Origin of the sequence: Negativibacillus massiliensis, from assembly GCF_900148495.1 — a bacterium.
GTDB lineage: Bacteria > Bacillota > Clostridia > Oscillospirales > Ruminococcaceae > Negativibacillus > Negativibacillus massiliensis.
The window spans coordinates 624,755-647,072 of record NZ_FTRU01000007.1; the positions used below are offsets into that span (position 1 = coordinate 624,755).

19 protein-coding genes are annotated in these 22,318 nt (G+C 47.7%); 15 read left to right on the forward strand and 4 right to left on the reverse strand.

Annotated elements, in window-relative coordinates; genetic code table 11:
- Nucleotides 1-296: 296 nt before the first annotated feature.
- On the forward strand, nt 297-1,004 hold the full coding sequence (locus BQ5375_RS05840; RefSeq protein ID WP_022132104.1) for a flavodoxin family protein: 708 nt from the start codon (nt 297-299) through the stop codon (nt 1,002-1,004).
- A gap of 36 nt (nt 1,005-1,040) precedes the next feature.
- Here BQ5375_RS05840 and catA read toward each other — a convergent pair whose 3' ends face one another.
- The 4 genes from catA to BQ5375_RS05860 form a co-directional block, all read right to left on the reverse strand.
- Nucleotides 1,041-1,688 (reverse strand): type A chloramphenicol O-acetyltransferase, encoded by a 648-nt coding sequence (catA, locus tag BQ5375_RS05845; RefSeq protein ID WP_022132105.1) that lies wholly within the window; start codon nt 1,686-1,688, stop codon nt 1,041-1,043.
- A gap of 15 nt (nt 1,689-1,703) precedes the next feature.
- Nucleotides 1,704-2,108 (reverse strand): cupin domain-containing protein, encoded by a 405-nt coding sequence (locus tag BQ5375_RS05850; protein ID WP_076917557.1) that lies wholly within the window; start codon nt 2,106-2,108, stop codon nt 1,704-1,706.
- Nucleotides 2,109-2,474: 366 nt separating this feature from the next.
- Complete coding sequence (locus BQ5375_RS05855) at nt 2,475-4,364, reverse strand: glycoside hydrolase family 13 protein (protein ID WP_022132107.1); 1,890 nt, start codon at nt 4,362-4,364, stop codon at nt 2,475-2,477.
- Nucleotides 4,365-4,443: 79 nt separating this feature from the next.
- Nucleotides 4,444-6,849, reverse strand: a complete 2,406-nt coding sequence (locus BQ5375_RS05860) for a glycogen/starch/alpha-glucan phosphorylase (RefSeq protein WP_022132108.1) — start codon at nt 6,847-6,849, stop codon at nt 4,444-4,446.
- A 431-nt stretch (nt 6,850-7,280) separates the two neighbouring features.
- On the opposite strand from BQ5375_RS05860, the gene BQ5375_RS05870 reads away from it, so the two are divergent.
- The 14 genes from BQ5375_RS05870 to aspS all read left to right on the forward strand — a co-directional run bounded on the left by BQ5375_RS05870 (nt 7,281) and on the right by aspS (nt 22,296).
- Nucleotides 7,281-7,637: a cell division protein ZapA gene (locus BQ5375_RS05870; protein ID WP_022132109.1), complete on the forward strand. Its 357-nt coding sequence runs from the start codon at nt 7,281-7,283 to the stop codon at nt 7,635-7,637.
- Nucleotides 7,638-7,670: 33 nt separating this feature from the next.
- On the forward strand, nt 7,671-7,826 hold the full coding sequence (locus BQ5375_RS14335) for a hypothetical protein (RefSeq protein WP_022132110.1): 156 nt from the start codon (nt 7,671-7,673) through the stop codon (nt 7,824-7,826).
- A gap of 4 nt (nt 7,827-7,830) precedes the next feature.
- On the forward strand, nt 7,831-8,331 hold the full coding sequence (locus BQ5375_RS05875) for a GNAT family N-acetyltransferase (RefSeq protein ID WP_022132111.1): 501 nt from the start codon (nt 7,831-7,833) through the stop codon (nt 8,329-8,331).
- A 61-nt stretch (nt 8,332-8,392) separates the two neighbouring features.
- Entirely contained in the window at nt 8,393-10,465 is a 2,073-nt protein-coding gene (locus BQ5375_RS05880) for a U32 family peptidase (protein ID WP_022132112.1), read from the forward strand.
- Nucleotides 10,466-10,482: 17 nt separating this feature from the next.
- Nucleotides 10,483-10,923 (forward strand): dUTP diphosphatase, encoded by a 441-nt coding sequence (gene dut / locus BQ5375_RS05885; protein WP_022132113.1) that lies wholly within the window; start codon nt 10,483-10,485, stop codon nt 10,921-10,923.
- A gap of 672 nt (nt 10,924-11,595) precedes the next feature.
- On the forward strand, nt 11,596-12,153 hold the full coding sequence (locus tag BQ5375_RS05890) for a Maf family protein (RefSeq protein ID WP_022132114.1): 558 nt from the start codon (nt 11,596-11,598) through the stop codon (nt 12,151-12,153).
- 354 nt (nt 12,154-12,507) lie between these two features.
- Entirely contained in the window at nt 12,508-13,524 is a 1,017-nt protein-coding gene (gene mreB / locus BQ5375_RS05900; RefSeq protein WP_076917562.1) for a rod shape-determining protein, read from the forward strand.
- Nucleotides 13,525-13,626: 102 nt separating this feature from the next.
- Nucleotides 13,627-14,535 carry a rod shape-determining protein MreC gene (gene mreC / locus BQ5375_RS05905; protein WP_076917563.1) on the forward strand — a complete coding sequence of 303 codons (909 nt, stop codon included), beginning with the start codon at nt 13,627-13,629 and terminating at the stop codon, nt 14,533-14,535.
- Nucleotides 14,528-15,046 carry a hypothetical protein gene (locus BQ5375_RS05910; protein ID WP_022132147.1) on the forward strand — a complete coding sequence of 173 codons (519 nt, stop codon included), beginning with the start codon at nt 14,528-14,530 and terminating at the stop codon, nt 15,044-15,046. Before mreC ends, BQ5375_RS05910 begins: the two co-directional genes overlap by 8 nt.
- Before the next feature lie 93 nt (nt 15,047-15,139).
- Nucleotides 15,140-17,374, forward strand: a complete 2,235-nt coding sequence (locus BQ5375_RS05915; RefSeq protein ID WP_076917564.1) for a penicillin-binding transpeptidase domain-containing protein — start codon at nt 15,140-15,142, stop codon at nt 17,372-17,374.
- A gap of 341 nt (nt 17,375-17,715) precedes the next feature.
- A complete protein-coding gene (locus BQ5375_RS05920) occupies nt 17,716-18,120 on the forward strand; it encodes a methylglyoxal synthase (RefSeq protein WP_022132149.1) in 405 nt (134 codons plus the stop codon).
- 510 nt (nt 18,121-18,630) lie between these two features.
- Nucleotides 18,631-19,608: a GNAT family N-acetyltransferase gene (locus tag BQ5375_RS05925; RefSeq protein WP_022132150.1), complete on the forward strand. Its 978-nt coding sequence runs from the start codon at nt 18,631-18,633 to the stop codon at nt 19,606-19,608.
- A 13-nt stretch (nt 19,609-19,621) separates the two neighbouring features.
- Nucleotides 19,622-20,464 carry a HisS family protein gene (locus BQ5375_RS05930; RefSeq protein ID WP_022132151.1) on the forward strand — a complete coding sequence of 281 codons (843 nt, stop codon included), beginning with the start codon at nt 19,622-19,624 and terminating at the stop codon, nt 20,462-20,464.
- 41 nt (nt 20,465-20,505) lie between these two features.
- Nucleotides 20,506-22,296, forward strand: coding sequence for an aspartate--tRNA ligase (gene aspS, locus BQ5375_RS05935; RefSeq protein ID WP_022132152.1), 1,791 nt, complete (start codon nt 20,506-20,508; stop codon nt 22,294-22,296).
- The last annotated feature ends 22 nt before the right edge of the window (nt 22,297-22,318 follow it).

A 22,318-nucleotide genomic window follows, 5' to 3' on the forward strand; every position in this document is an offset into this window, starting at 1 on the left:
AAAGTTTTTGTTTTGTGCTTCAATGAAAAAACATTGGATTCTGCATTGCGTGGTGCATCACTGTGTATAGGCACACTTGCCGTGTACCACGCACTGACGTGCGGCAGCATCGAAACAGCTTTACAGCCCCTATCGTTTTTATATTGTTTTTGTTGGGGATGTTTCGCCTTCTGCGGAAGGCGACCAAAGGCTCTGCCTTTGGAAACCGCAATTTTTTAAAAAAATTGAGTAAAACTTTTATTTTTTCCTTTTGCGGCGCATAAATATCAGCAGAACAAAGAATGGAGGTGCCCAAGATGCGGGTTGTTACCATCAATGGACAAAACCACAAGGGATCTACCTATCATATCGGGCGGATGCTCGCCGAAAAACTCTGCGATGGGGACGAGATTGAAGAAATATTCCTTCCACGCGATTTTCCTTATTTCTGCACTGGATGCAGTCAGTGTTTTTTAAAGAGTGAGAACTTGTGTCCGCATTATGAGGCGCTCAAACCGTTGGTTGAAAAGCTAGACCGCGCACAGGTTATGATTTTTACCACGCCGGTCTATGTCTATCATGCCACAGGCTCCATGAAGGCGTTTCTGGATCACTTTGGCTATCGCTGGATGATTCACCGCCCGGAAGAATCGATGTTTCATAAACAGGCTGTCTGTCTCTCCACAGCGGCTGGCGCTGGAATGAGCAAGGCAAACAAGGATATTAAGGATAGCCTGGATTTCTGGGGCGTTGCCAAAACCTACTGCTGGGGAATCGCTGTCGCTGCGACAAACTGGCAGAGTGTGTCGCAGCAAAAACGCCGGAAAATTGAGCGTGCAGTAGCTGTTCTGGAAAGAAAGATTCGCGCCCACGAAGGCAGAGTCAAACCTTCACCTAAAACAAAAGCGATGTTTTATCTGTTTCGCTCCTTTGCAAAGCGTCCCGGATGGAATCAGGCAGATGCTGATTATTGGAAACAGAAAGGATGGACCGACAAAGTTCGTCCCTGGAATCATAAAAGCTGATACAACAAAAGCCTCCCTTTTGGGGAGGCTTTTTCGTTACAGCCATGCTTCACATTGATCAGCAAGCTGTTGACATTCATTGACAAAGCGGCAGAGATGAAATCCATCGCAGACAGCATGATGAACCTGAACGGACAGCGGCAGCAGGATTTTTCCATCCTGTTTAAAGTATTTTCCAAAGGTAAAGATCGGGAGAAGAAAGCGGCGGGCATCTGGAAGGTCCAGATGAAATTCGGTAAAGGTTGCCCATGGCAGACAGGAAATGTCAAAGCAGTCTTCCCTTGGACTTCTCGCAAGCATTCCATGGTTGTTTCCATACTGCTGCATATCATCTAGATAGTTTTGATAAAATGCGGGGAAGGACGGATCATACTGTGTCCAGGTGCTGGAGAACGTTTCGTCATCAGTATGGAAGATGGTGTAGGAAGGGTTCAGCAGATCAAAATAGTACAGCTGATCGTCCTGATCGAGGGTCATGCGAAATTCCTTATGCTGATTAACACAGCGGGATAGAAGGTGGATAACAGCAGGATAGAGTTTGTAGTTTCTTTTTTTAAGAGCAGCACGCAAGAGGGTGATGTCGAGATTTACCGTCATGCCATAGCGGCAGGAAACAGTGTTGAGGTAGTGGTGAAAGTGTTCTTTACGGTTCCAAGTGGTAAGATCAAAGGGAATCTTTGACATGAAAAAATCTCCTTTTTAGTCCTGATTTGCCAAAGGTGGGAAGGATGGGCATCTGTTTGCGATTCCAAGAATGCGCAGCATTCTGGAAGTCGGGTTTTTCCAGAAATGTCTGGAGTTCGGTGGGATATAGGCACAGTCTCCAGGATTGAGGGTGTATTCCTGATCGTCTATGGTCAAAAGGCACACACCTTCCAGAATATACAGATACTCTTCTTCCGGGTGACCAAACAGCATGGTTTCTTCCGCCTTCTGTCCTTCATGAGAAGGATAGATCTCATAGATAACAGGCTGAATTTCGGAGTACTGACGGCTTAGAGAATAGTGCAGAAACTGATTGGAAACCTGAAGTTTTTCTCTCTGATGGCTGTATACAATCAGGTCGCTGTTTTCTTCTTTTTCCTGCTCAAAAAAGGAGCTCATCTCGATGTGGAGAATGTTGGAGAGGTTTTCCAGCGCAGGCAGGCTCAGAGTGCCCAGACCGCGTTCAACCTGAGACAGATAACCGATGGACAGACCGGTTGCATCGCTTAATTATTTTAAGGTCATCTTGTGGTATAATCTCTGTTTTTTGATTTTGGTTCCGATGATCTGAGATTGGTTCATGGTGTCAGCTCCTTTGAATATATTTATGTGTTTGGAATCAACTCAATATGAAATATTGTATCATCCCACAACAATTTTTGCAAAGATGTTTGAAAAAATATTAGAACTGGTAAAGGTTAAGTCACAGAATATTTTAAAATAAAAAGAAGCAGGAACGCTCCTGCTTCTTTTTGCTGCAAGATATTATTTTTCAAAAAACGGGTAGTCTTCCAACACCACAGCACTTTCACCGCAGAGTACACCGTCGTGATATTCTCCCAGAAGGATATGGGCTTCAGCATCGGTAAAGTCTTTTGGAAGAGGCAGTGTGCGCGGCTGATTGGAGCGGTTAATTGCAATCAGTGCCCGTTCTTCTTTGTTTTTACCACAGCGAAGATAGCAGCAGAGAGCTTCATCCACCACCAGAGGAATGAAGGACGCCTCGGTTAAAAACGGCATCGAAAGCCGTAATTTGCCAAGTTCGGAGAAAAAGGCAATCAATTCCTGATTTTCATACCCCCACGGATAGCAGCAGCGGTTAAATGGGTCAGCATAACCGCTTAAACCTGCCTCATCCCCATAGTAAAGGCAGGGGATGCCGGGAAGGAAATATTGCAGGGTGGAGGCAAGCTTTAATAAGACCTGCCCTCTTGCATATTTATCTAACGAGAGGTAGTGATGGGCTGCCTGCCAAGGGCGATCCTTGCCTTCCATCGATTCGCCGACCAGAACGGTGATGGCGCGGGGCGTATCGTGGGTGGAAAGAGAGTTCATCATGGAATTCATCGCCGGTGGAGGATAGTTTTCAACAATTGAGACGACACTTGTTAAAAAGTCATCGGCATTTCCGGTCAGGATATAGCCCAGAACCGCATTGCGGAACGGATAGTTCATTACGCTGTCCAGCTGGTTGCCCAGCAGGTAGCGGCGGCGGTTGCCATAGCTGATTTTATTGGAGGCATCTTCCCACACCTCACCAATGACAACTTTATCCTCACCAAAGGATTTTACCGTCTGATAGACGCGGTCCAAAAAGGAGTCCGGAAGCTCATCGGCAACATCCAGACGAAAACCGGATGCACCCAAAGTCAGCCATTTGGCAAGCACGCCAGTTTTGGGGTTGCAGATAAAGTCCATGTAGTCAGGCTGGGTCTCTCGAACATTTGGCAGGGTCTTAAAGCCCCACCAGCATTCGTAATCGTCCGGATAGCGCTTGAAGGAATACCATTCGCGATAAGGACTGTTAGGATCTCGATAAGCACCGGAATGTTCACCGTATCGGCCATTCTGATTAAAATAGACGCTGTCACTGCCGGTGTGGCTGAATACACCGTCCAAAATCACCGAGATGCCAAGTTTTTTTGCCTGAGCGCACAGGTCTGCAAAATCTTCTTCGGTGCCGAGCAGAGGATCGATTTTTCGGTAGTCGGCAGTGTTGTAGCGATGGTTGGAATGTGCCTCAAAAATTGGATTGAGGTACAGGCAGGTCACACCAAGGCTTTGCAGGTAAGGCAGTTTTTGGGTGATGCCGGCAAGGTCACCGCCAAAGTAGTCGGAATTGGTGATTTCTCCCTCTTCGTTTGGCAGATAGACCGGAAGATTTCCCCAGTCAGAACGCAGGGTGCGGTCAGCAGGGACATTTTTCTTAGGTGTGCCGGAATTGCAGAAACGATCGGGGAAGATCTGATAGAGGATACCGTTGCCCAGAGAAGCAGGGCGCTTCATCTTGGGGTCGTAAACGGTCAGCTGCCAGTAGCGGTCGGTATCGACCGAAAGTTCTCCGCGCATTGATTCATTTGCGTGGATGACGTGGGTGGAGCCGTCCTCCGTGGTAACGCCAAAATAGTAAAAATACAGTTTGGGGTGCTGGGCGACAAAGTGGATGGAGTAGCAGTTGTACCGCATGGTACATTCATCCGGCTGCATTGGGAAGAATCGGTCGCTTTCTCCATCGCAGCACAGAACAAGATGAGCGCTTTTCACACAAAGATTTTTTGGAAGGTGGATGGAAAAGCGCACAGTCTCACCGGCAGCAACCGCACCAAACGGCTGTTTAAAGGCGGACAATCGGCTATCATAAATACAAAAGTCCATAAAAGGATTCCTTTCCAAAAAGTTTAAAAAGCGTCCGGTTTTATGCCGGACGCTTTTGGGTTTTGAGAAAAATGAAAGATTAGTCCAGATTCCAGATGGTGTGTGCGTATTCCTGGATTGCACGGTCAGCACAGAAATAACCGGACTGAGCAATGTTGACAAGCGACATCTTCTGCCAACGGGTCTGGTCGTTCTGATAGGTGCTCAGAGCAAGGCGGCGAACCTTGTCATAGGATTCAAAGTCACGCAGAACCATGTATGGGTCGCTGTTCTTAAGCGAGTCGCTGATTGGCTGGAAAGCATCGCCGGCAATGTTGGAGCCAATCTGATCGATTGCTTGTTTGAGAACAGGATTGCCAAGATAAATTTCGTTTGGATAATATCCGCTGGATTTGAGCTGGTTTACTTCCGGAGTGCGCATACCGAATACAAAGATGTTGTCCGGACCAACCGCTTCACCGATTTCGACATTCGCTCCGTCCCAGGTGCCAAGGGTAACAGCACCGTTTAACATCAGCTTCATGTTGCCGGTACCGGAAGCTTCGGTTCCTGCAAGAGAAATCTGTTCGGAGATCTCACTTGCCGGCATCAGCAGCTCGGAGAGAGTAACACGGTAGTCTTCCAGGTAAACGATCTTTAAGATGTCGCGGACCTGCGGATCGTTTTCAATCATTTCACCCAGGCTGCAGATAAACTTGATGATCTGTTTTGCCATGTAGTAGCCCGGAGCAGCCTTTGCACCGAAGATAAAGGTGGTCGGCTGGATGTTTGCGTGCGGATTGGTTTTCAGCTCATTGTACAGCGAGAGAATGTGCAGTGCGTTTAAGTGCTGACGTTTATATTCGTGCAGACGTTTTACCTGTACATCAAAGATGGAATTCGGATCGATAATCTGACCGGTCTGTTCCTTGATGTAAGCGGCAAAGTCCTTCTTGTTTTCCAGTTTGATTTTTGCAAGCTGTTCCAGAACCTGCTTATCGTTTTGATATGGGAGAAGTTTTTTGAGTTTTTCCATATCATGCAGGAAACCGTCGCCAATCAGGTCTTTGATGAGGTTTGTCAGGCGAGGGTTGGACTGATAGAGCCATCTTCTGGAAGCGATACCGTTTGTTACGCTGCAGAATTTGTATGGCTGGATTTTATAGAAATCATGGAAGAGGTCGTTTTTGAGGATCTCACTGTGCAGTGCAGATACGCCGTTGACACTGTGAGAACCAACAATAGACAGGTTTGCCATGCGGATGGAGTGATCGTGGATGATCGCCATGCGGGAAACGGTGTATCCATCCAGATGGAAGTGTTCGGAAAGCTGACGGCAGAAGCGGTTATTGATCTCCACAACGATCTGATAGATTCGTGGCAGGAGGGTGCGGAACATATCTTCGTTCCAGCACTCGAGTGCTTCGCTCATAACAGTGTGGTTGGTGTAAGCAAAGGTATTGCATACGATGGTCCAAGCCTTATCCCATGGATAGCCGCATTCGTCCAGTAAAATTCTCATCAGTTCCGGAATGGCAAGTGCCGGATGGGTGTCATTGATATGGATTGCATTCTTTTCAGCAAAGTTTTCCAGTGTGCCGTACAGATCCATATGGCGGCGGACAATGTCGGCAACCGAAGCAGATACAAGGAAGTATTGCTGGCGCAGACGCAGGTTTTTACCGGCTGGATGGTTGTCGTTTGGATAGAGCACCTTGCTGATCGCTTCTGCGCTGGAATCCTGACCAAACGCTTTGACATAGTCGCCACGATTGAAGGCATCCATATCGATGGCAGAGCTCTGTGCGCTCCAGACACGCAGCATGCTGACACCTTTTCCATCATAACCGGAAATCATGATATCATAAGGAACTGCTTTGACAGTGGTGTAGTCTTTGTACAGGACGTGATGGTAACCATAGTCCCAGAATTCCTCGACCTTGCCGCCAAAGTTAACATCAACGGTCTGTTCTGGTACGCGCTCCAGCCATACCTCGCCGCCCGGCAGCCAGTTGTCCGGCAGCTCGCTCTGCCAGCCATCGATGATCTTCTGTTTGAAGATACCAAACTCATACAGAATCGAGTAGCCGATTGCAGGATAGCCGCAGGTAGCAAGTGCGTCCATGAAGCAGGCAGCCAGTCTTCCAAGACCGCCGTTTCCAAGACCAGCGTCCGGTTCCAGTTCGAACAGATTTTCCATCTTGACGCCCATTTCTTTGAGGGCTTCCTGAAATTCCGGTGCAAGGTTGAGATTATAAATCGAGTTTTTCAAAGATCTTCCCAGCAGAAACTCCATGCACAGATAATAGGTCTGTTTGCGGCCTTTTGCTTTGGATTCTGCCATGAAATGATTGTGTTTTTCGGTCAGGATTTTGCGCACAACACCTGCGCAGGCTTTATAAAACATTTCATCCGAAGCGTTTTTAGGGGTAAATCCCATTTCTTCAAGGCGCTCGGTCAAAAGTTTTTTAATCTCAGCAGTTGTGAGTTTTGTTTCAACAAACATTAAATTAACCACCTTTTTTCATACAAAGAATCACAGCACAAAGATGTGCTGCAACTCCAATTTATCATAGGATGATTGAATAACAACTATTCCTGATAAAATTATAGTATATCAAAAAGATGAAAACAAGGGTAAAAAGGAAAAGAGAAGGTTAATTCTGGCAGGATGTACAGAAAAATTCCCGAAAAAACGACAGATATTCGAAGAGACAAAGGATCAAAGATTCATTTTTATGTGAATATTGCGGCACAGAGTCGGAAAAAACTTTCGGAAACAGGAAAGAAATACAAAACAAAGAAAATTACAGATCAAATCCTCTTTACTTTAAAGGGTGTCATCATATATAATAAAAGTACATATATCCAAATGCAAACAGGAAAAATTTTATGAGGGAAAACCTCAAAAAAGGATAGAGAGAAAGGGTGGTCTTGATGGCTGGACAGAACAAGATCAGAGTTGAAATCTGCGGCTCACGGTATGTGGTTTCCTCCAACGAATCTCCGGAGTATGTCAAACGTCTGGTGAACACAATCGAGAACAAGGTCAAAACGATCATGGATTCAGGTCCGAGCGTGACCTTAAATGACGCTTACTTTCTTGCACTGCTCAGCTACGCCGACCTTTACGAGAAAAGTGAGCTCAATGCCGATCATATCCGCAGCCAGCTGACCGAGTATCTGGAAGATTCCACCAAGGCAAAGCTGGAGGTCGATGAATACCGCCGCGAAAATGAAAAGCTCAAAAGGGAAATCGATATTCTCAGACAGAACATCGGCAGAGATCATTGAAGGAGCCCACTGGAAGATGCGGAGTTTGCCACAATGGATGGCTTCCTCTTCCAGCCTGAAGAGGGCACGGACAATGAGTACGGCGAGGACGACTATGAGTATGATTACGAAAGTGAACGCCGCGCCGCTGAGCAATCAGAGCAGCAAGCAGTTCTGAATGCTGCATCACCGGAAGAAAGAAGGGAATAATCCCATGGAATATCAGTTTCGGGCAGCAGGACCGGAGGATGTGGATGATATCATCGGCATCATTCAGGAACGCATCGACTGGATGGATGAAAAGAATCTGTACCAGTGGAACCGCACCAACTATATGCAGCGCTATCCCAGAGAATATTTTCTGGGAAGGATCTCCTCCCATGAGTTTTATCTTGCCGTTGATCCAGAGGGAAAAACGGTCGGTGTGATGGCGCTTTTGCTGGAAGACGGACGCTGGACAGAAGACGAGAAAAAGAACTGCTATTACGTCCATCATCTGGCGACCAGACCACAGGCAAAAGGAGCAGGCAAAGCGCTGCTTTCCTTTTGCGAAGATCTTTCCCTGCAGGAAGGCAAAAAGGTGGTTCGACTGGATTGCCAGAAGGGAAATGATCGCTTAAACGCCTTTTATCAGTCGCTTGGCTATCAGGTTGTCGGCCCGATGGTCGAGGGAGCGTACGAGGGCATCAAGCGGGAAAAGAAGCTGAAAGCATAAAAGGGAGGGAGAACATCCCCTCCCTTTTTTAGACAGGTTTTTGGAAAAGAAAGGAACGGTTATGAAAAAGATTGAGATATTGGCGCCTGCAGGAAATCTGGACAGCCTGCTTGCTGGCATCCACAGCGGCGCAGACGCAGTTTATTTTGGCTATGGGGAGTTAAACGCCCGCCGCAACGCCAAAAACTTTGATGAGCAATCCCTTGCCGAGGCGTCCCGCCTGTGCAAGGAGCGCGGCGTCAAGATGCATATGACAGTCAACACCATGGTGTATGACCGGGAATATGACGAGGTGCTGCGCACGCTGGAAATTGCCTGCAAATACGGCATCGATGCGCTGATTGTACAGGATCTGGGTGTTGCAAAGATTGTGCGGGAAGCCGCTCCCGAGATGAAGATGCATGCGTCCACCCAGCTTACCGTTCACAATGTATCCGGTGCGTGGCAGGCAAAGGAACTCGGCTTCTCCCGCGTGGTGCTCGCCCGTGAGATGAGCCGCGAGGAGATTTTGCAGGTAACCACACAGGTGCCAGTCGAAACCGAAGTTTTTGTTCACGGGGCACTGTGCATGTGCGTGTCGGGTCAGTGTTACATGAGCTCGGTTATCGGGGAGCGCAGCGGCAACCGCGGATTATGCGCACAGCCTTGCCGTCTGCCTTTTGCCAGTGGCAGAAAGGGTGACAGCGGATATGCCCTTTCCTTAAAGGATCTAAGCCTTGCTGACAGGGTAAAGGAACTGATGGCACTGGGCGTAGATTCCTTTAAAATTGAGGGCAGGATGAAGCGTCCGGAATATGTAGCGGCGGCGGTTAGCCAGTTTAAAGAAGCAGTGCGCGGTGCACAGGCAGACATGGACCTGATGGCAGCGGTATTCTCTCGCAGCGGCTTTACCAAAGGTTATTTTGACGCCAAACTGGGTCAGGAAATGTTTGGAACCAGACAAAAAGAGGACGTGCTGGCTTCCCAGAAGGTGCTCAAAAAATTAAGTGATATGGCTTCCAAAGATGTTGCTCGTGTCGGGGTGGATTTCTCCTTTACCATGAAGGAAAACGAGCCGACGGTACTGACTGCTTTGGACGGGGAAGGACATACTGTGCAGGCACAGGGAGAAATCCCACAGCAGGCGCTCAAAGCTCCGACCACCGAAGAATTGGTTTGGCGCAGTTTGGAAAAGACCGGCGGCACCTTTTATTATCTCAATTCCCTTACCTGTGATCTGGGAGATGGATTAATCTATCCGGCATCCCAGTTAAACAGCTTGCGCAGGGAAGCGCTGGACAAGCTGACACAGCTGCGCGGTGAAATCCACGAAATCCCGTTTCACAAGCCAGAAAAACAGCCAGTTCCAAAGCATATCGGTGCACAGAGTGAAAAGCTCCCACTGCGTGCAGCAGTTCGGGAGATCGCACAGATTACCGAGCGGATGGGTGAGGTCTGTGAGCTGATTTCTGTGCCGCTGGACGAGCTGTTAAAGAATAAAAACAATCTTCCAAAAGAGATTGTCCCCAAAATCAGTGTATCACTGCCAAGAGTGGTGTTCGGTGATGATGAAAAATATCTTGCCGAGCGTCTGACCGAGTGTAAGCATCTGGGAATCTGGCATCTTTCGACCGGAAACTTAGGCGGGGTGTACCTTGGCAGAAAGATGGGATTTGTGCTGCACGGGGAATTTGGTCTAAACATCGCAAACGCCGGCTGTCTGGCAGAATATGAGCGGCTGGGGCTGAGCGACTGTCTGCTCTCATTTGAGCTTTCGCTGGCGCGTGCCAGAGCGATTGGCGGAACATTGCCGCGGGGATTGCTCATTTACGGAAAACTGCCACTGATGGTGACCCGAAATTGCCCGATTCGTCTTAGCGGATGTAAAGACTGTAAGGGATTTGGAACGCTCACCGACCGTAAAAAAGAGGTCTTTGAGGTGCGCTGTACCGGCAGACGCTATTCGGAGATTTTCAACAGCAAGCCGGTTTATCTTGCAGACAAGCTGGAGGAAGTGAGCGGCATTGATTACGGACTGCTTTCCTTCACCAGTGAGGGAGCAAAGCAGGTCGACCGTATCCTGCTGCGATACACCCAGACACATGAGCCGATGGAAAACATCACCCGCGGTTTGTATTATCGTAATGTAAAATAAGAGGATGGAGGACAAAAATGTCTGTACTGAAGATAAAAAAAGTGAGAGAAAATGCAAAACTTCCTTTTCGGGCAACCGAGGGCAGCGCAGGAATGGACCTGTATGCTTGTATCGAGGAGCCAGTGGTAATTGCACCGAATGGGACACAGAAGATTCCGACTGGGCTGAGCATCGAGCTTGAGGACAGAAATCAGGTTGCGCTGATTTTTGCACGAAGCTCGATGGGAATCAAGCATAGTGTGACTCCGGCGAATGCGGTTGGAGTGGTAGACTCGGATTACCGCGGCGAAGTGTGCGTATTTCTGCACAATTATTCGGACGTAGAGTACACCGTTCAGCCACAAGATAGGGTAGCACAGATGGTGATTATGCCGGTGTTGCTGCCGGAGATTGAGGAAGTCACCGAGCTTTCGGACACCGAACGCGGCGAAGGCGGTTTTGGCTCGACCGGTAAATAACCAGCTTGAAGCTGGACACTGTTTCGCGCTTTGGTTTTGTGTGAAATGGCAATTTCAGCACACGGCGCTCGCTCGCGTTAACACACTCACTCGTTGGATCAAAAACAAAAGTTTTTGGTCGAACTTTTTTCAAAAAGTTCGTGGTGTCCAGAGGCGAAGACTTTGGTCGCACTCCGCAGAGTGCGAAATTCTTTATCCGTGAAAGCGCCTTTGCGGGTGAATTTTTCAATCCAAATCTTGGATTGAAAAAGAGGGGGCTTTTGTAAGAGAAAAGCCCCCTTGACAGACAAACGATATGTACTTGCCAGAAAAACCTCCCGGTGGGAGATTTTTCTGCTGTCTGTGTTGTTGAACATAAAAACAGATTGACATAAGAAGTATTTCAGTTATCTGTATTTATAATGAGAAAGTAAGGGTTTCTACTGCCGAAAACTTCCCACTGGGAACTTTTCGGGTATAATCTGTGCAATTCGGCAGTTTGTGAAAACTTTTTCTCTTACAAAAAGTTTTCACACTTTCAAAAATGCGCCTGACGATAAGGATTGCGCCTTCTGCGGAAGGCGTCAAAGGGCTTTGCCCTTTTAAAACCCACAAACTTTTGTGTACAAAAGTTTGACAAAAAACTTTAATCTTTAACTGGCGAAAACTTTATTTTTCGCAAAGGAGAACATCATGAATTTAGTCTTAGCTTCGCAGTCCCCGCGCAGACGGGAACTGCTTTCCTTCATCCAAAAAGATTTTCAGGTCTGCGCAAGCAACGCAGAAGAAATTATCCCCGATGGCCTTAAGCCTCATGGGGTAGTTATGCACCTTGCAAAGATCAAAGCAGAGCAGGTTGCACATGAGCATCCGGAGGCAGTAGTAGTCGGTGCAGATACTGTTGTCGTACTCGATGGACAAATTATGGGAAAACCTAAAGATCACGAAGATTGTGTGCGAATGATTTCGGCTCTTTCCGGCAGAGAACATGAAGTATTTACCGGAGTCGCTATTGTAGCAAATGGCAGGACTGATTCGTTTTATCAAAGGACGGCTGTTCGCTTTCTGAAACTTACCAAAGAGGAAGTTAACTGGTATGCTTCTCTGGATGAACCGTATGACAAAGCAGGAGCTTATGGAATCCAAGGATATGGCAGTCTGCTCATCGAAGGAATCAACGGGGATTATTTTAACGTGATGGGACTTCCGGTATCCCTGCTTGCCAGACACTTAAAAGAAATTGCCCAATAGGCGGAAAAAACTGCCGGAAAAGGTAGAATTTTTCTGTCAGAAACAAGACGCGTTTGGCGATTTTAAACAGAGAATTTGCGGACAATACGGGATGATTGGTACAATTATCGTAATTTTTCTACCCTCACAAAAAATTCAAAAAATCCTGTTGAGATTGGAGAATTTTCGGGTTATAATATATAAGATAATGCAGTTGTACTGACCTTTTTTGACAGTTTTAGGCGAAAAAAGTACCGACTGCTTTTCTTTCAGAATAACTCATTGTGAGAACGGATAGACGAAGCGGCATTGAGGGGCACAAATAACACGGGAATGTTTGCCGCGCTTTTTAATTTTTGGCAGGAGGAAAAGTTTATGTTTGGAAAAGATATCGGAATCGACCTGGGTACCGCGAATACTCTGGTTTTCATGAAGGGAAAAGGCATCATCATGCGTGAGCCATCGGTTGTTGCGGTGGACACAAGAAATTACACAGTAAAATATGTTGGTCAGGAAGCAAAGGATGTAATCGGCAGAACACCAGGTTCCATCGTTGCAGTAAGACCATTAAAAGACGGCGTTATTGCTGACTTTGATATTACCGCAAGCATGCTGCAGATCTTCATCAAAAAAGCATGCAACAACTCTGTTTTTGCACGTCCGCGCGTGGTTATCTGCATTCCATCCGGCGTTACCGCAGTTGAGCGACGTGCAGTTAAGGAAGCATCCCTGAAAGCAGGCGCACGTACCGTTGCAATCATTGAAGAACCAATGGCTGCAGCAATCGGTGCAGGCCTTCCAGTTGCAGAAGCTACCGGCAGCATGGTCGTTGATATCGGCGGCGGTACCAGCGAAGTTGCCGTTATTTCTCTGGGCGGTATCGTTGCTTCCCGTTCGGTAAGAGTGGGCGGCGATGAGTTTGACTCCGCAATTATTCAGTATGTAAAGAAAAAATACAACCTTCTTATCGGTGACCGCACTGCGGAAAACATCAAGATTGAGATCGGTTCTGCATATCCATATGAAGATGAGCAGCCAATGGAAATCAAGGGAAGAAACCTGGTTGATGGTCTGCCAAAGAACATGATGCTGCATCCTGACGAGGTTCGTGAGGCACTGGCTGACTCTGTCATGTCGGTACTGGATGCAATCCGCACCACCCTTGAGCGTACTCCACCGGAACTGTCTGCGGACATCATCGACCACGGAATCACCCTGACCGGCGGCGGCGCACTGCTGCGCGGACTGGACCAGCTGATTTCCAAGGAAACCGGTATGCCGGTACAGGTTGCGGAGAATCCACTGGATTGTGTTGCAGCCGGCACAGGTAAACTTCTGGAAAACATCAATACCATGAAGGAACTGCTCTCCGACGACGATTCCAAATATTAACAGCCATAAAAACGGCTGCCGGCGGCAAGTTTATTTCTTGAATCCGCGGGCAGCCGTCTGTTTTTGCCCTGATTTTTTAGCTAAGGGAGGTTTGTCTTTAAGGTGAAAGAGTTTTTTCACAGCTGGGTATTCAAGGTGCTGCTGGCACTTGCTGTCATCATGTTTGCCTTTATGCTGCGCGCAACGGTAACGATGGGTGCTTCCACCGTCCTCGAGCGGATTGTGGGAACTATTACAGCGCCGTTTCAGTCTTTGAGCGCAGGGGTCAGCGGCTCGGTGACAGGATTCCTGGACCAGTTTTTGAGAGCATCCGAGATTTCGGAGGAAAATGAGCGCCTTCGGGAAGAAAACCGTCAGCTGATTGAGCAGATGGTGGATTATGAAAATTACAAACATGAAAACGAGAGCTTGAAAGAACAGCTGAAAATACAGGAAGAGCACCCCGAGTGGGAGATGATGACTGCTTCGGTCATTGGACGGGACCCGGCAGACCAGTTTTATTCCTTTACCATCGATAAGGGAACACTGGACGGAATATCCTATCAGGACCCGGTCGTTACCTCGGATGGTCTGGTCGGCATCGTTTCGGAGGTAGGACCGGTGTTTGCCAAGGTGACCACCATTCTGGATGTGCGCTTAAATGTAGCGTGTCAGGATGTCCGTACCCAGGACGTAGCAACTGTTTCGGGTGATATTGCACTTTCAGAAAATGGCCAGTGCAGAATGTCGCTGATTCCAAGAGAAAGCGGTATTGCAAAAGGAGATATTATCCAGACCGCGGGCACATCAGGATTGTATCCGCAGGGAATTGTGATTGGAAGAATTGCGGAAGTTGGTTTTGAGCCGCAGGGAACCATGATGTATGCGGTGGTGGAACCGACCAACGATATCAAGAATGTCAAGGATGTTATGGTGATCACCTCGTTTAAAGGACAGGGCAGCAGCCTGAAGAGCTTTGAGGAATCACTGGTACAGGACCAGTCGGAGGCATCGAAGGAAAGCAATGAATAAAAGAGCGAAAATCATGGTGGTCAAGTATGTGACATACAGCCTGCTGATGCTGATACTGTATGTGTTGCAGAGCACGCCGCAGCTTTTTTCGATTGCAGGAATCAAGCCGATTTTGGTTTTTCCTTTTGCTGTGGCAGTGGCAATGTTTGACAAGCAGCTGGCAGGAGGATTGTTCGGACTGTTTGCGGGGATTTTGTGCGATACCTCCTCCAATGTTCTGTTTGGATTCCAGTCGATTTTATATCTGGTCATCTGTACGGCGGTAGGGCTGCTGGTCGTTTATTTTATGCAGCCTTCGGTCGTCAACAGCTTGATTTTTACCGGATGCGGACTGGGGTTCAGACTGTTTTTGGAATATTTCTTCTACTATGTGATGTGGGGATACGACAACAGCCATCTGATCCTTTTGGGACAGATGCTGCCGTTGTTGTTGTATACTTTGGTGGTGACACCGCTTCTGTTTTTGGCAGTTCGGAAGATGCACCTGTTTTTTGAAGAGAAAATGGAGTAAGTAGGCGCATTTACCATTTGTTTTGTGATGTGCCACAGGAATTTGCGGTAAAGGACATTACTCAATTTTTTCAGCGAAGAGGTGAAGAATTTAATGGAAGAAAAACAGGTCCATAAGGGAAGGATCATTCTGCTGATCTCACTGATTGTGATTGTGTTTGTCGCGTTTGCTCTCAAGCTGATGCAGTATCAGATTGTCAACGCAGAGGAATACAAGGAGATGGCGCAGGGCAATTATACCAGCGTACAGAGCATTGACGCTGCGCGCGGTGAGATCCTTGACCGTTATGGCAGGCCGCTTGCGGTCAACCAGGTCAGCTATGACATTATGATCAATGAGGCGTATCTGCCGGCAGATATGAAAAATACCGTCATTGAGCGAATTATCCTGCTGATGGAGCAGGAGGGACAGACCTGGATTGATACCCTGCCGATCAGCACAACCGAGCCGTTTACCTTTTTGACCGAGACGGATTCTCAGAAAACGCAGATCGAAAAGCTCAAGACGGACAACAAAATCAATCTGGATGCGACCGCAGACGTAACGCTGAATAACCTTCTGGATAAGTATGACCTTTTGGAATATAACTGCGCTTCCTGCGGATATGTTTATCAGGGAGATATCAGTACCGAGAAGGATGACTATGTCTGCCCTGAATGTGGTGCAGCAAAATCTCAGTTTACTCTGGCAGACCGCACCATGGCGCGTAAGATTGCGGGAGTACGCTATCAGATGGAAGTTTATGGCTCCAACGCCAGCAATCCATACACTTTCTCGAAAGATATTCCAATCGACGTCGTGGTTAAGATTCGGGAATACAGCCAGCAGATGCCGGGTGTGGAAATCAAGGAGACAACCAGCCGCCGGTACGTGGATGGAACATTAGCTCCGCACGCGGTAGGTGTGGTAGGCTCGATCAATGCCGAGGAGTATGAGGCAGAAAATGCGCAGATTCTGGAACAGATCAAGGAGGAACATCCAGACTGGACGGAAGAACAGATCAACGAGCTGTATCAGGAACAGAAATACGGTTACAATGACATCATCGGAAAGAGCGGGCTGGAGTACGCGATGGAAGATGAACTGCGTGGGGAACGCGGCAAAAAGCGCATTACGACCGACGCACAAGGTAATGTTCTGAGCACCGAGATCATCAAGCAGGCAGTTCCGGGCAACACCATCGTCACTACACTGGACAAAGACCTTCAGCGTGCAGCGCTGGAAGGAAGTGCCGAATTTCTGGAGATGGCGAAAAAGACCTATTCTCCGGAGGAAGGCGGAAGTGCAGACCGAATCTCGGTGGTAGCACAGGATGTTAAAACCGGCGAAATTCTTGCGATGGTAAACTATCCGACCTATGATCTGTCCGATTACTACACCAAGTATTCGGAATTGAGTTCAGACCCGCTGCATCCGCTGATCAACTACTGTACACAGGGTATTTATATGCCGGGTTCGATTTATAAGCCGGTTGTCGGTATCGGAGCGCTTGCATCCGGTGTTATTGATGGAGATACCCTGATCGACTGTAAGCAGATTTATCAGACCGGAACAGATTATAATCCGCGTTGTCTGGGTCTGCACGGACCAATCAATATTCAGTATGCACTGATGGTATCCTGTAACTACTTTTTCTATGAGGCAGGAACCAGACAGGGAATCGACAATATCGTAAAATATTCCGAGCAGCTTGGCCTTGGTGTAGAGAGCGGTATTGAGCTTTCCGAGGCAACCGGTCATGTTTCCTGTCCGGAGTACTACGAGTCGGTGAGGGAAGGTCAGGTTGGCGGTACCTGGACTTACGGTAACGTTTTGCAGTCTTCCATCGGTCAGCTGGACAATGCCTATACACCGCTTCAGATGGCAAACTATGTTGCAACGCTGGCAAATGATGGAACCAGAATGCGTTCCCATCTGGTCAAATCGGTAGAGTCGTATAACCTGGAAGAAACCATTTCGGTGACAGAACCGGAAGTACTCAATCAGGTGGAAGCAGATCAGGAAGCCTTTGATCAGGTAAGGGAAGGTATGGTACGCTGTTCCCGTGACACCACCCGCGGTTCCGCACGTTACTACTTTGGAGATTATCCAATCGATGTAGCAGCAAAAACCGGTACACCGCAGGCTTCCGGCGGCGACCTTGACGCGACCTTTATTGCTTATGCGCCGGCGTATGATCCGGAGATCGCAGTAGCAGTTGTTGTGGAAAATGGTTACAGCGGTCAGCGTGGTGCGCCGATTGCAAAAGCGATTTTCAATGAGTATTTTGGACTGAATGAAGAAACCGAAACACAGCAGCAAAATACAGACGGACAGCTAATTCCTTAGAACAAAAAACACATCCATTGTTTGGATGTGTTTTTTGTTGGGAAATAAAAGAAAAACGCAATAATAGGAATTGATAACCCAAAATATGAAGTTTATTCATAGCTTTCCACAAATTTTAGAGAAAAATAGTTTACAAAACAGAGCAAAAATGATAAACTGTAAATACGGCATAAGCACATGTATGAGAAGAAGGGACGCAGAGAGGTAAGCTCTGCGATTTTTTAAGGTTCAGACGAGGATAATTGTGGGACAACCTTCCCTTCGGTGCATGCAATCAATCAATACATCCAAGGCTTGCTTTGAGGTATTTATTATGTTTTTAAGAAAGGAATGAAAAGAAGATGAATATTGGTTTGATTGCCCATGATTCCAAAAAAGAACTGATGGTACAGTTTTGTATTGCATATTGCGGGGTACTCAGCCGCCACAGTGTATGCGCAACAGGAACAACTGGAAAATTGGTGGCAGAGGCAACGGGATTGGATATCCTGCGTTTCCTCAGCGGTTCTCAGGGCGGCGATCAGCAGATTGCAGCAAGAATTGCCTGCAACGAACTGGACCTTTTGCTGATGTTCCGTGACCCGATCACAGTAAAGCCAAACGAGCTTAACGAAGCAAATATCTTAAGATTGTGTGATGTACACAATGTTCCGGTCGCAACCAATATTGCAACAGCAGAAGCGTTAATCCATGCGCTGGAACGAGGAGACCTCGACTGGAGAAATATCGGAAATCCAAATGTTTAAAGCACCAGTCGCTTGCGGTTTTAAGACAAAATGATGCAGGGGGAGAATGCCATGAGGTGTGCAAAGTGGCATTCTTTTTTTGTATCTTTCTTTGGGAAAACAGGCAGAACAAACCGCTTTGCCATCCGGATAAAAATGGTATTTCCCAAAAGAAGGGCTTGCGGGGCTTGACCTTTTACAAAGAATGATGTATGATAGAACCATTCCTGATAGTGACAATTGCATAGAAAAAAAGCGATTGAAACAGGAGGAGTAGCAGAATACCGTCCAAGCAGAGAGGGTTCCCATTGGCTGAAAGGAACTCGGGAAAAGGGTTTTGTGAAGACACCTGTCTAGCCGGAACTTTCTGGATAGAAGAAAGGCTCCCGTCCTCCCGCGTTAAGGGAACAATGAGCGGTTATTGGGTTAACCGAAATCAGGGTGGCACCACGTGGAAATGATCTCCTCGTCCCTTGCAGCGAAAGCTGTGAGGAACGAGGAGTTTTTTATTTACATAAGAGGTGATGACTGATGCGCTTTTTGATTCCGGAAGAAACAAACCCTTATTTTGGCGGGGAAGATTTTCATTTACAGCTTAAACGTACCACCCCCGATATGCCCGAAATGGGCATGCTGCCCTCCTATTATTTTGATATGATGGTGCAGAAGGAAACGGTCGGTCAATGTGCTTTGCGGATTGGAGACGGTGAAATCGCTCAAATGGTGGGGAACATCGGCTATCAGGTAAAGGAAGAATACCGGGGAAAAGGTTACGCAGTCTCTGCGTGTTATCTGCTTTGCTCTCTTGCAAGGCGGCATGGAATGAAAGAACTTTTTATCACCTGTACTCCGGACAATCATCCTTCCCAAAGGGTGTGCGAAAAAATTGGGGCAAAATTTCGGGAAATGGTCAATGTTCCGGATGAGCACGACCTATATCAAAGGGGTAAGAAGAAACTGATGCAGTATGTTTTGAAAATACAACCAATTCGACCAGCAACCGAACAGGATATTCCCGCTATTGCTGCCCTCTACGATCGTATTACCGAAAGGGAAGCCAAGGAAACAAATTATTCCGGTTGGGCTCAGGGAGAATATCCGATGGAATGGACGGCAAGGGAACTGCTTGAGGCAGGCGGTTTGTACTGTATGACAGACCAAAGCGGAAAGGTGATTGCTTCAGCCGCATACGACAACCGCCATGACAGCTGCTATGACGATGTCGTATGGGGAAAGGATATTCCAAGTGAGGAAACCCTGTGCATTCATACACTGGCAATCGACCCGGACTGCCGCGGTGAGGGTCTAGGTGAAGCGATGATGCGCTTTGGCTTTGAGATGGCAGAAAAGCTGGGGCTCAAGGGCATCCGTATCGATACTTGGGTCGAGAACACGCCGGCATTAAAGCTTTATCACAAACTGGGATACCGGGATGTAGCGGTGCTGTCGGACAATGTGCATTACGAGGGCGACAGGATGGCATATCAGTTTTTGGAATGGTATCGGTAAGGGAGAGATTGCAATGAGTACAGAAAAAAGCTGCCTGCGCTATATCGAGCGGAGCATTCTGGACACAGCCCGCTTGTATGGCATCGAGGAGACTTCACAGGGAGAAATACTCTGCTTCCCTCAGATGGCAGGCTGGTTTGAAGGAGAAAAGATTGGCGGAGATTTCCTAGTAAGAGTTAACCAAACAGCAGAAAACAGCGAGCTTATCCTGGGTACTATGATGGGGTTTGTGTCGCAGCTGACAGAGTTTTTGGGACTTGCCCCAATCAGTGCTCAAACAGGGATCAGCGAAAAAAACATCGAGACCTTGTTTTCACAAAACAAAATCTTTAATACAAACAGTCTAGATAACGATAAAAATAACATAAAGTTTATGACAGAAGAACTGCCGCTTGCTGAGATCTCGGTTTTGGATCAGGAAATTTTGCTGAGAGTGATGACCCAAAACCTGCTTTGCAAAATGATGGAGCAGCAGATCGAACTTCCTGAGCAGAAAGGCTGCACCCTTCTTTTGTGCGCAGAGGAGAAGACGTTTCTGAAAGCACTGGAGCTTGCACGTCAGCTGCGGGAAGAAGGCTTTGCAGTAGCGGTGATGCAAAAACAGGATCACAAGCAGGAAGCAGAATATTTGGGCGCAGAATTTATCGCGCATCTGACCGAACAGGAAGTTTTAAACGGTGTGGTTCTGGTCAGCAGCCAGAGAAACGACCGGATTGACGAGGTGCCGATCAGCGGACGGGGTCTTACCGATTATATCTATGAGCGCACCATGTCCCAGGCGATGCAGGATGTGGAAGAAAGCTTGAACGCTGATACCAGCACTTACGATTTTACAAAAGGCTTTTCTTTGTTTTAAAAAACATTGAGATAGAAAATCAGAAAAAAGGAGAATAGACTATGGCAGAAACAATGAATGGTTTAAAGAGAACCAGCTATTGCGGCAGACTTTCCAAAGAGAACATCGGCAAAGAAGAAGTCGTTTGCGGATGGGTACAGAAACAGAGAGATAAGGGTCACTTGATCTTCATCGACCTGCGTGACCGCACCGGCGTGGTACAGCTGGTATTTGACGATGGTACTGACAGAGAGGTATTCGAGAAGGCAGCTTCGGTTCATTCCGAGTATGTTCTGATCGCAAAAGGTATGATCCGTCAGAGAGAAGCAATCAATACCGAAATCTCCACCGGCGAGATCGAGATGTATGTCAGCGAGCTTCGCATCCTGTCCAAAGCACAGACCCCTCCATTTGAAATCACCGACAAGAGCAAGGTAAAAGAGGAACTCCGCCTCAAATACCGTTACCTCGATCTGAGAAGAAAGACCCTGCAGGAAAAGATGATTCTGCGTCATCAGATCGCAAAGGTTACCAGAGATTATTTCTATGAGAATGACTTTCTGGAAATCGAAACTCCAATGCTCATCAAGTCCACACCGGAAGGCGCAAGAGACTATCTGGTTCCATCCAGAATCCATCATGGAAAATTCTATGCGCTCCCACAGTCCCCTCAGATCTACAAACAGCTTCTGATGCTGTCCGGTTTTGACCGTTATATCCAGCTTGCAAGATGCTTCCGCGACGAGGACCTGCGTGCAGACCGTCAGCCAGAGTTTACTCAGGTCGACCTGGAAATGTCCTTTGTTACTCAGGAAGATATCATGGACATGCTGGAAGGCTATATGAGACGCCTGTACAAAGAGGTTAAGGGAATCGACATTCCAAAGATGCCTCGCCTGACCTTCAACGAAGCAATGGAACGCTATGGTTCGGACAAGCCGGATACCCGCTTTGGCATGGAAATTATTAACCTCACCGAACAGGTTAAGGACAGCAGCTTCCCAGTATTTGCAAATGCGATTGCTGAGGGCGGTTCGGTTCGCTGCATCGTTGCAAAGAATGCGGCTGCTACCCTCACCAGAAAAGCAATTGATAAACTGACCGAACAGGCAAAAGGTATCGGTGCAAAAGGCCTTGCATTCATTCGCTGGGCTGACGAAAAACCAAACTGCTCCTTTGCTAAATTCATGAGCGAAGAAGAGTTGACCGCACTGCTGAACACCCTTGGCTGCGAACAGGGCGACGTTGTCCTCATCGTAGCAGATAAAGACCGCGTTGTTCTGCCAACACTTGGTCAGCTGCGTCTGACTCTGGGCAAACAGCTCGAGCTGATTCCGGAAGGACAGTACAACTTCCTGTGGATCACCGAGTTCCCATTCTTTGAGTGGGATGAAGAGAGCCAGACCTGGCTTGCAATGCATCATCCATTTACCATGCCTCTGGAAGAATGCCTGCCATACATCGACTCCGATCCGGGTTCGGTTCGTGCACAGGCTTACGACATGGTAGTAAACGGCGTAGAGCTTTTAAGTGGTTCCATCCGTATCACCGACTACGAGCTGCAGCAGAAGATGTTCGAGGCACTGGGCCTGACCGACGAGGAGATCGAAGCAAAATTCGGCTTCCTGGTAGATGCTTACAAATACGGTGCACCACCGCATGGCGGCGCTGCTCTGGGTCTGGACCGCATCGTTATGACTATGTGTGGCTGCGACAGCCTGCGTGACGTTGTTGCCTTCCCGAAGGTTCAGAACGCAAGCGAGCTGATGAGCCAGTGTCCATCTCCGGTTGACCAGAAGAGCCTGGATGATCTGGCAATTGCTATCACCGAAATGGAAAAAGAAGAAGAATAAAGATCATATCAAAACGGAGCCT

Coding starts and splice junctions, on each gene's coding strand:
- dut (WP_022132113.1), top strand. CDS start 10,483: ATGTCTGTACTGAAGATAAAAAAAGTGAGAGAAAATGCAAAACTTCCT.
- BQ5375_RS05880 (WP_022132112.1), top strand. CDS start 8,393: ATGAAAAAGATTGAGATATTGGCGCCTGCAGGAAATCTGGACAGCCTG.
- aspS (WP_022132152.1), top strand. CDS start 20,506: ATGGCAGAAACAATGAATGGTTTAAAGAGAACCAGCTATTGCGGCAGA.
- BQ5375_RS05860 (WP_022132108.1), bottom strand. CDS start 6,849: ATGTTTGTTGAAACAAAACTCACAACTGCTGAGATTAAAAAACTTTTG.
- BQ5375_RS05890 (WP_022132114.1), top strand. CDS start 11,596: ATGAATTTAGTCTTAGCTTCGCAGTCCCCGCGCAGACGGGAACTGCTT.
- BQ5375_RS14335 (WP_022132110.1), top strand. CDS start 7,671: ATGGATGGCTTCCTCTTCCAGCCTGAAGAGGGCACGGACAATGAGTAC.
- BQ5375_RS05875 (WP_022132111.1), top strand. CDS start 7,831: ATGGAATATCAGTTTCGGGCAGCAGGACCGGAGGATGTGGATGATATC.
- BQ5375_RS05915 (WP_076917564.1), top strand. CDS start 15,140: ATGGAAGAAAAACAGGTCCATAAGGGAAGGATCATTCTGCTGATCTCA.
- BQ5375_RS05855 (WP_022132107.1), bottom strand. CDS start 4,364: ATGGACTTTTGTATTTATGATAGCCGATTGTCCGCCTTTAAACAGCCG.
- BQ5375_RS05840 (WP_022132104.1), top strand. CDS start 297: ATGCGGGTTGTTACCATCAATGGACAAAACCACAAGGGATCTACCTAT.
- BQ5375_RS05850 (WP_076917557.1), bottom strand. CDS start 2,108: ATGAGCTCCTTTTTTGAGCAGGAAAAAGAAGAAAACAGCGACCTGATT.
- BQ5375_RS05870 (WP_022132109.1), top strand. CDS start 7,281: ATGGCTGGACAGAACAAGATCAGAGTTGAAATCTGCGGCTCACGGTAT.
- mreB (WP_076917562.1), top strand. CDS start 12,508: ATGTTTGGAAAAGATATCGGAATCGACCTGGGTACCGCGAATACTCTG.
- BQ5375_RS05925 (WP_022132150.1), top strand. CDS start 18,631: ATGCGCTTTTTGATTCCGGAAGAAACAAACCCTTATTTTGGCGGGGAA.
- BQ5375_RS05930 (WP_022132151.1), top strand. CDS start 19,622: ATGAGTACAGAAAAAAGCTGCCTGCGCTATATCGAGCGGAGCATTCTG.
- BQ5375_RS05910 (WP_022132147.1), top strand. CDS start 14,528: ATGAATAAAAGAGCGAAAATCATGGTGGTCAAGTATGTGACATACAGC.
- BQ5375_RS05920 (WP_022132149.1), top strand. CDS start 17,716: ATGAATATTGGTTTGATTGCCCATGATTCCAAAAAAGAACTGATGGTA.
- catA (WP_022132105.1), bottom strand. CDS start 1,688: ATGTCAAAGATTCCCTTTGATCTTACCACTTGGAACCGTAAAGAACAC.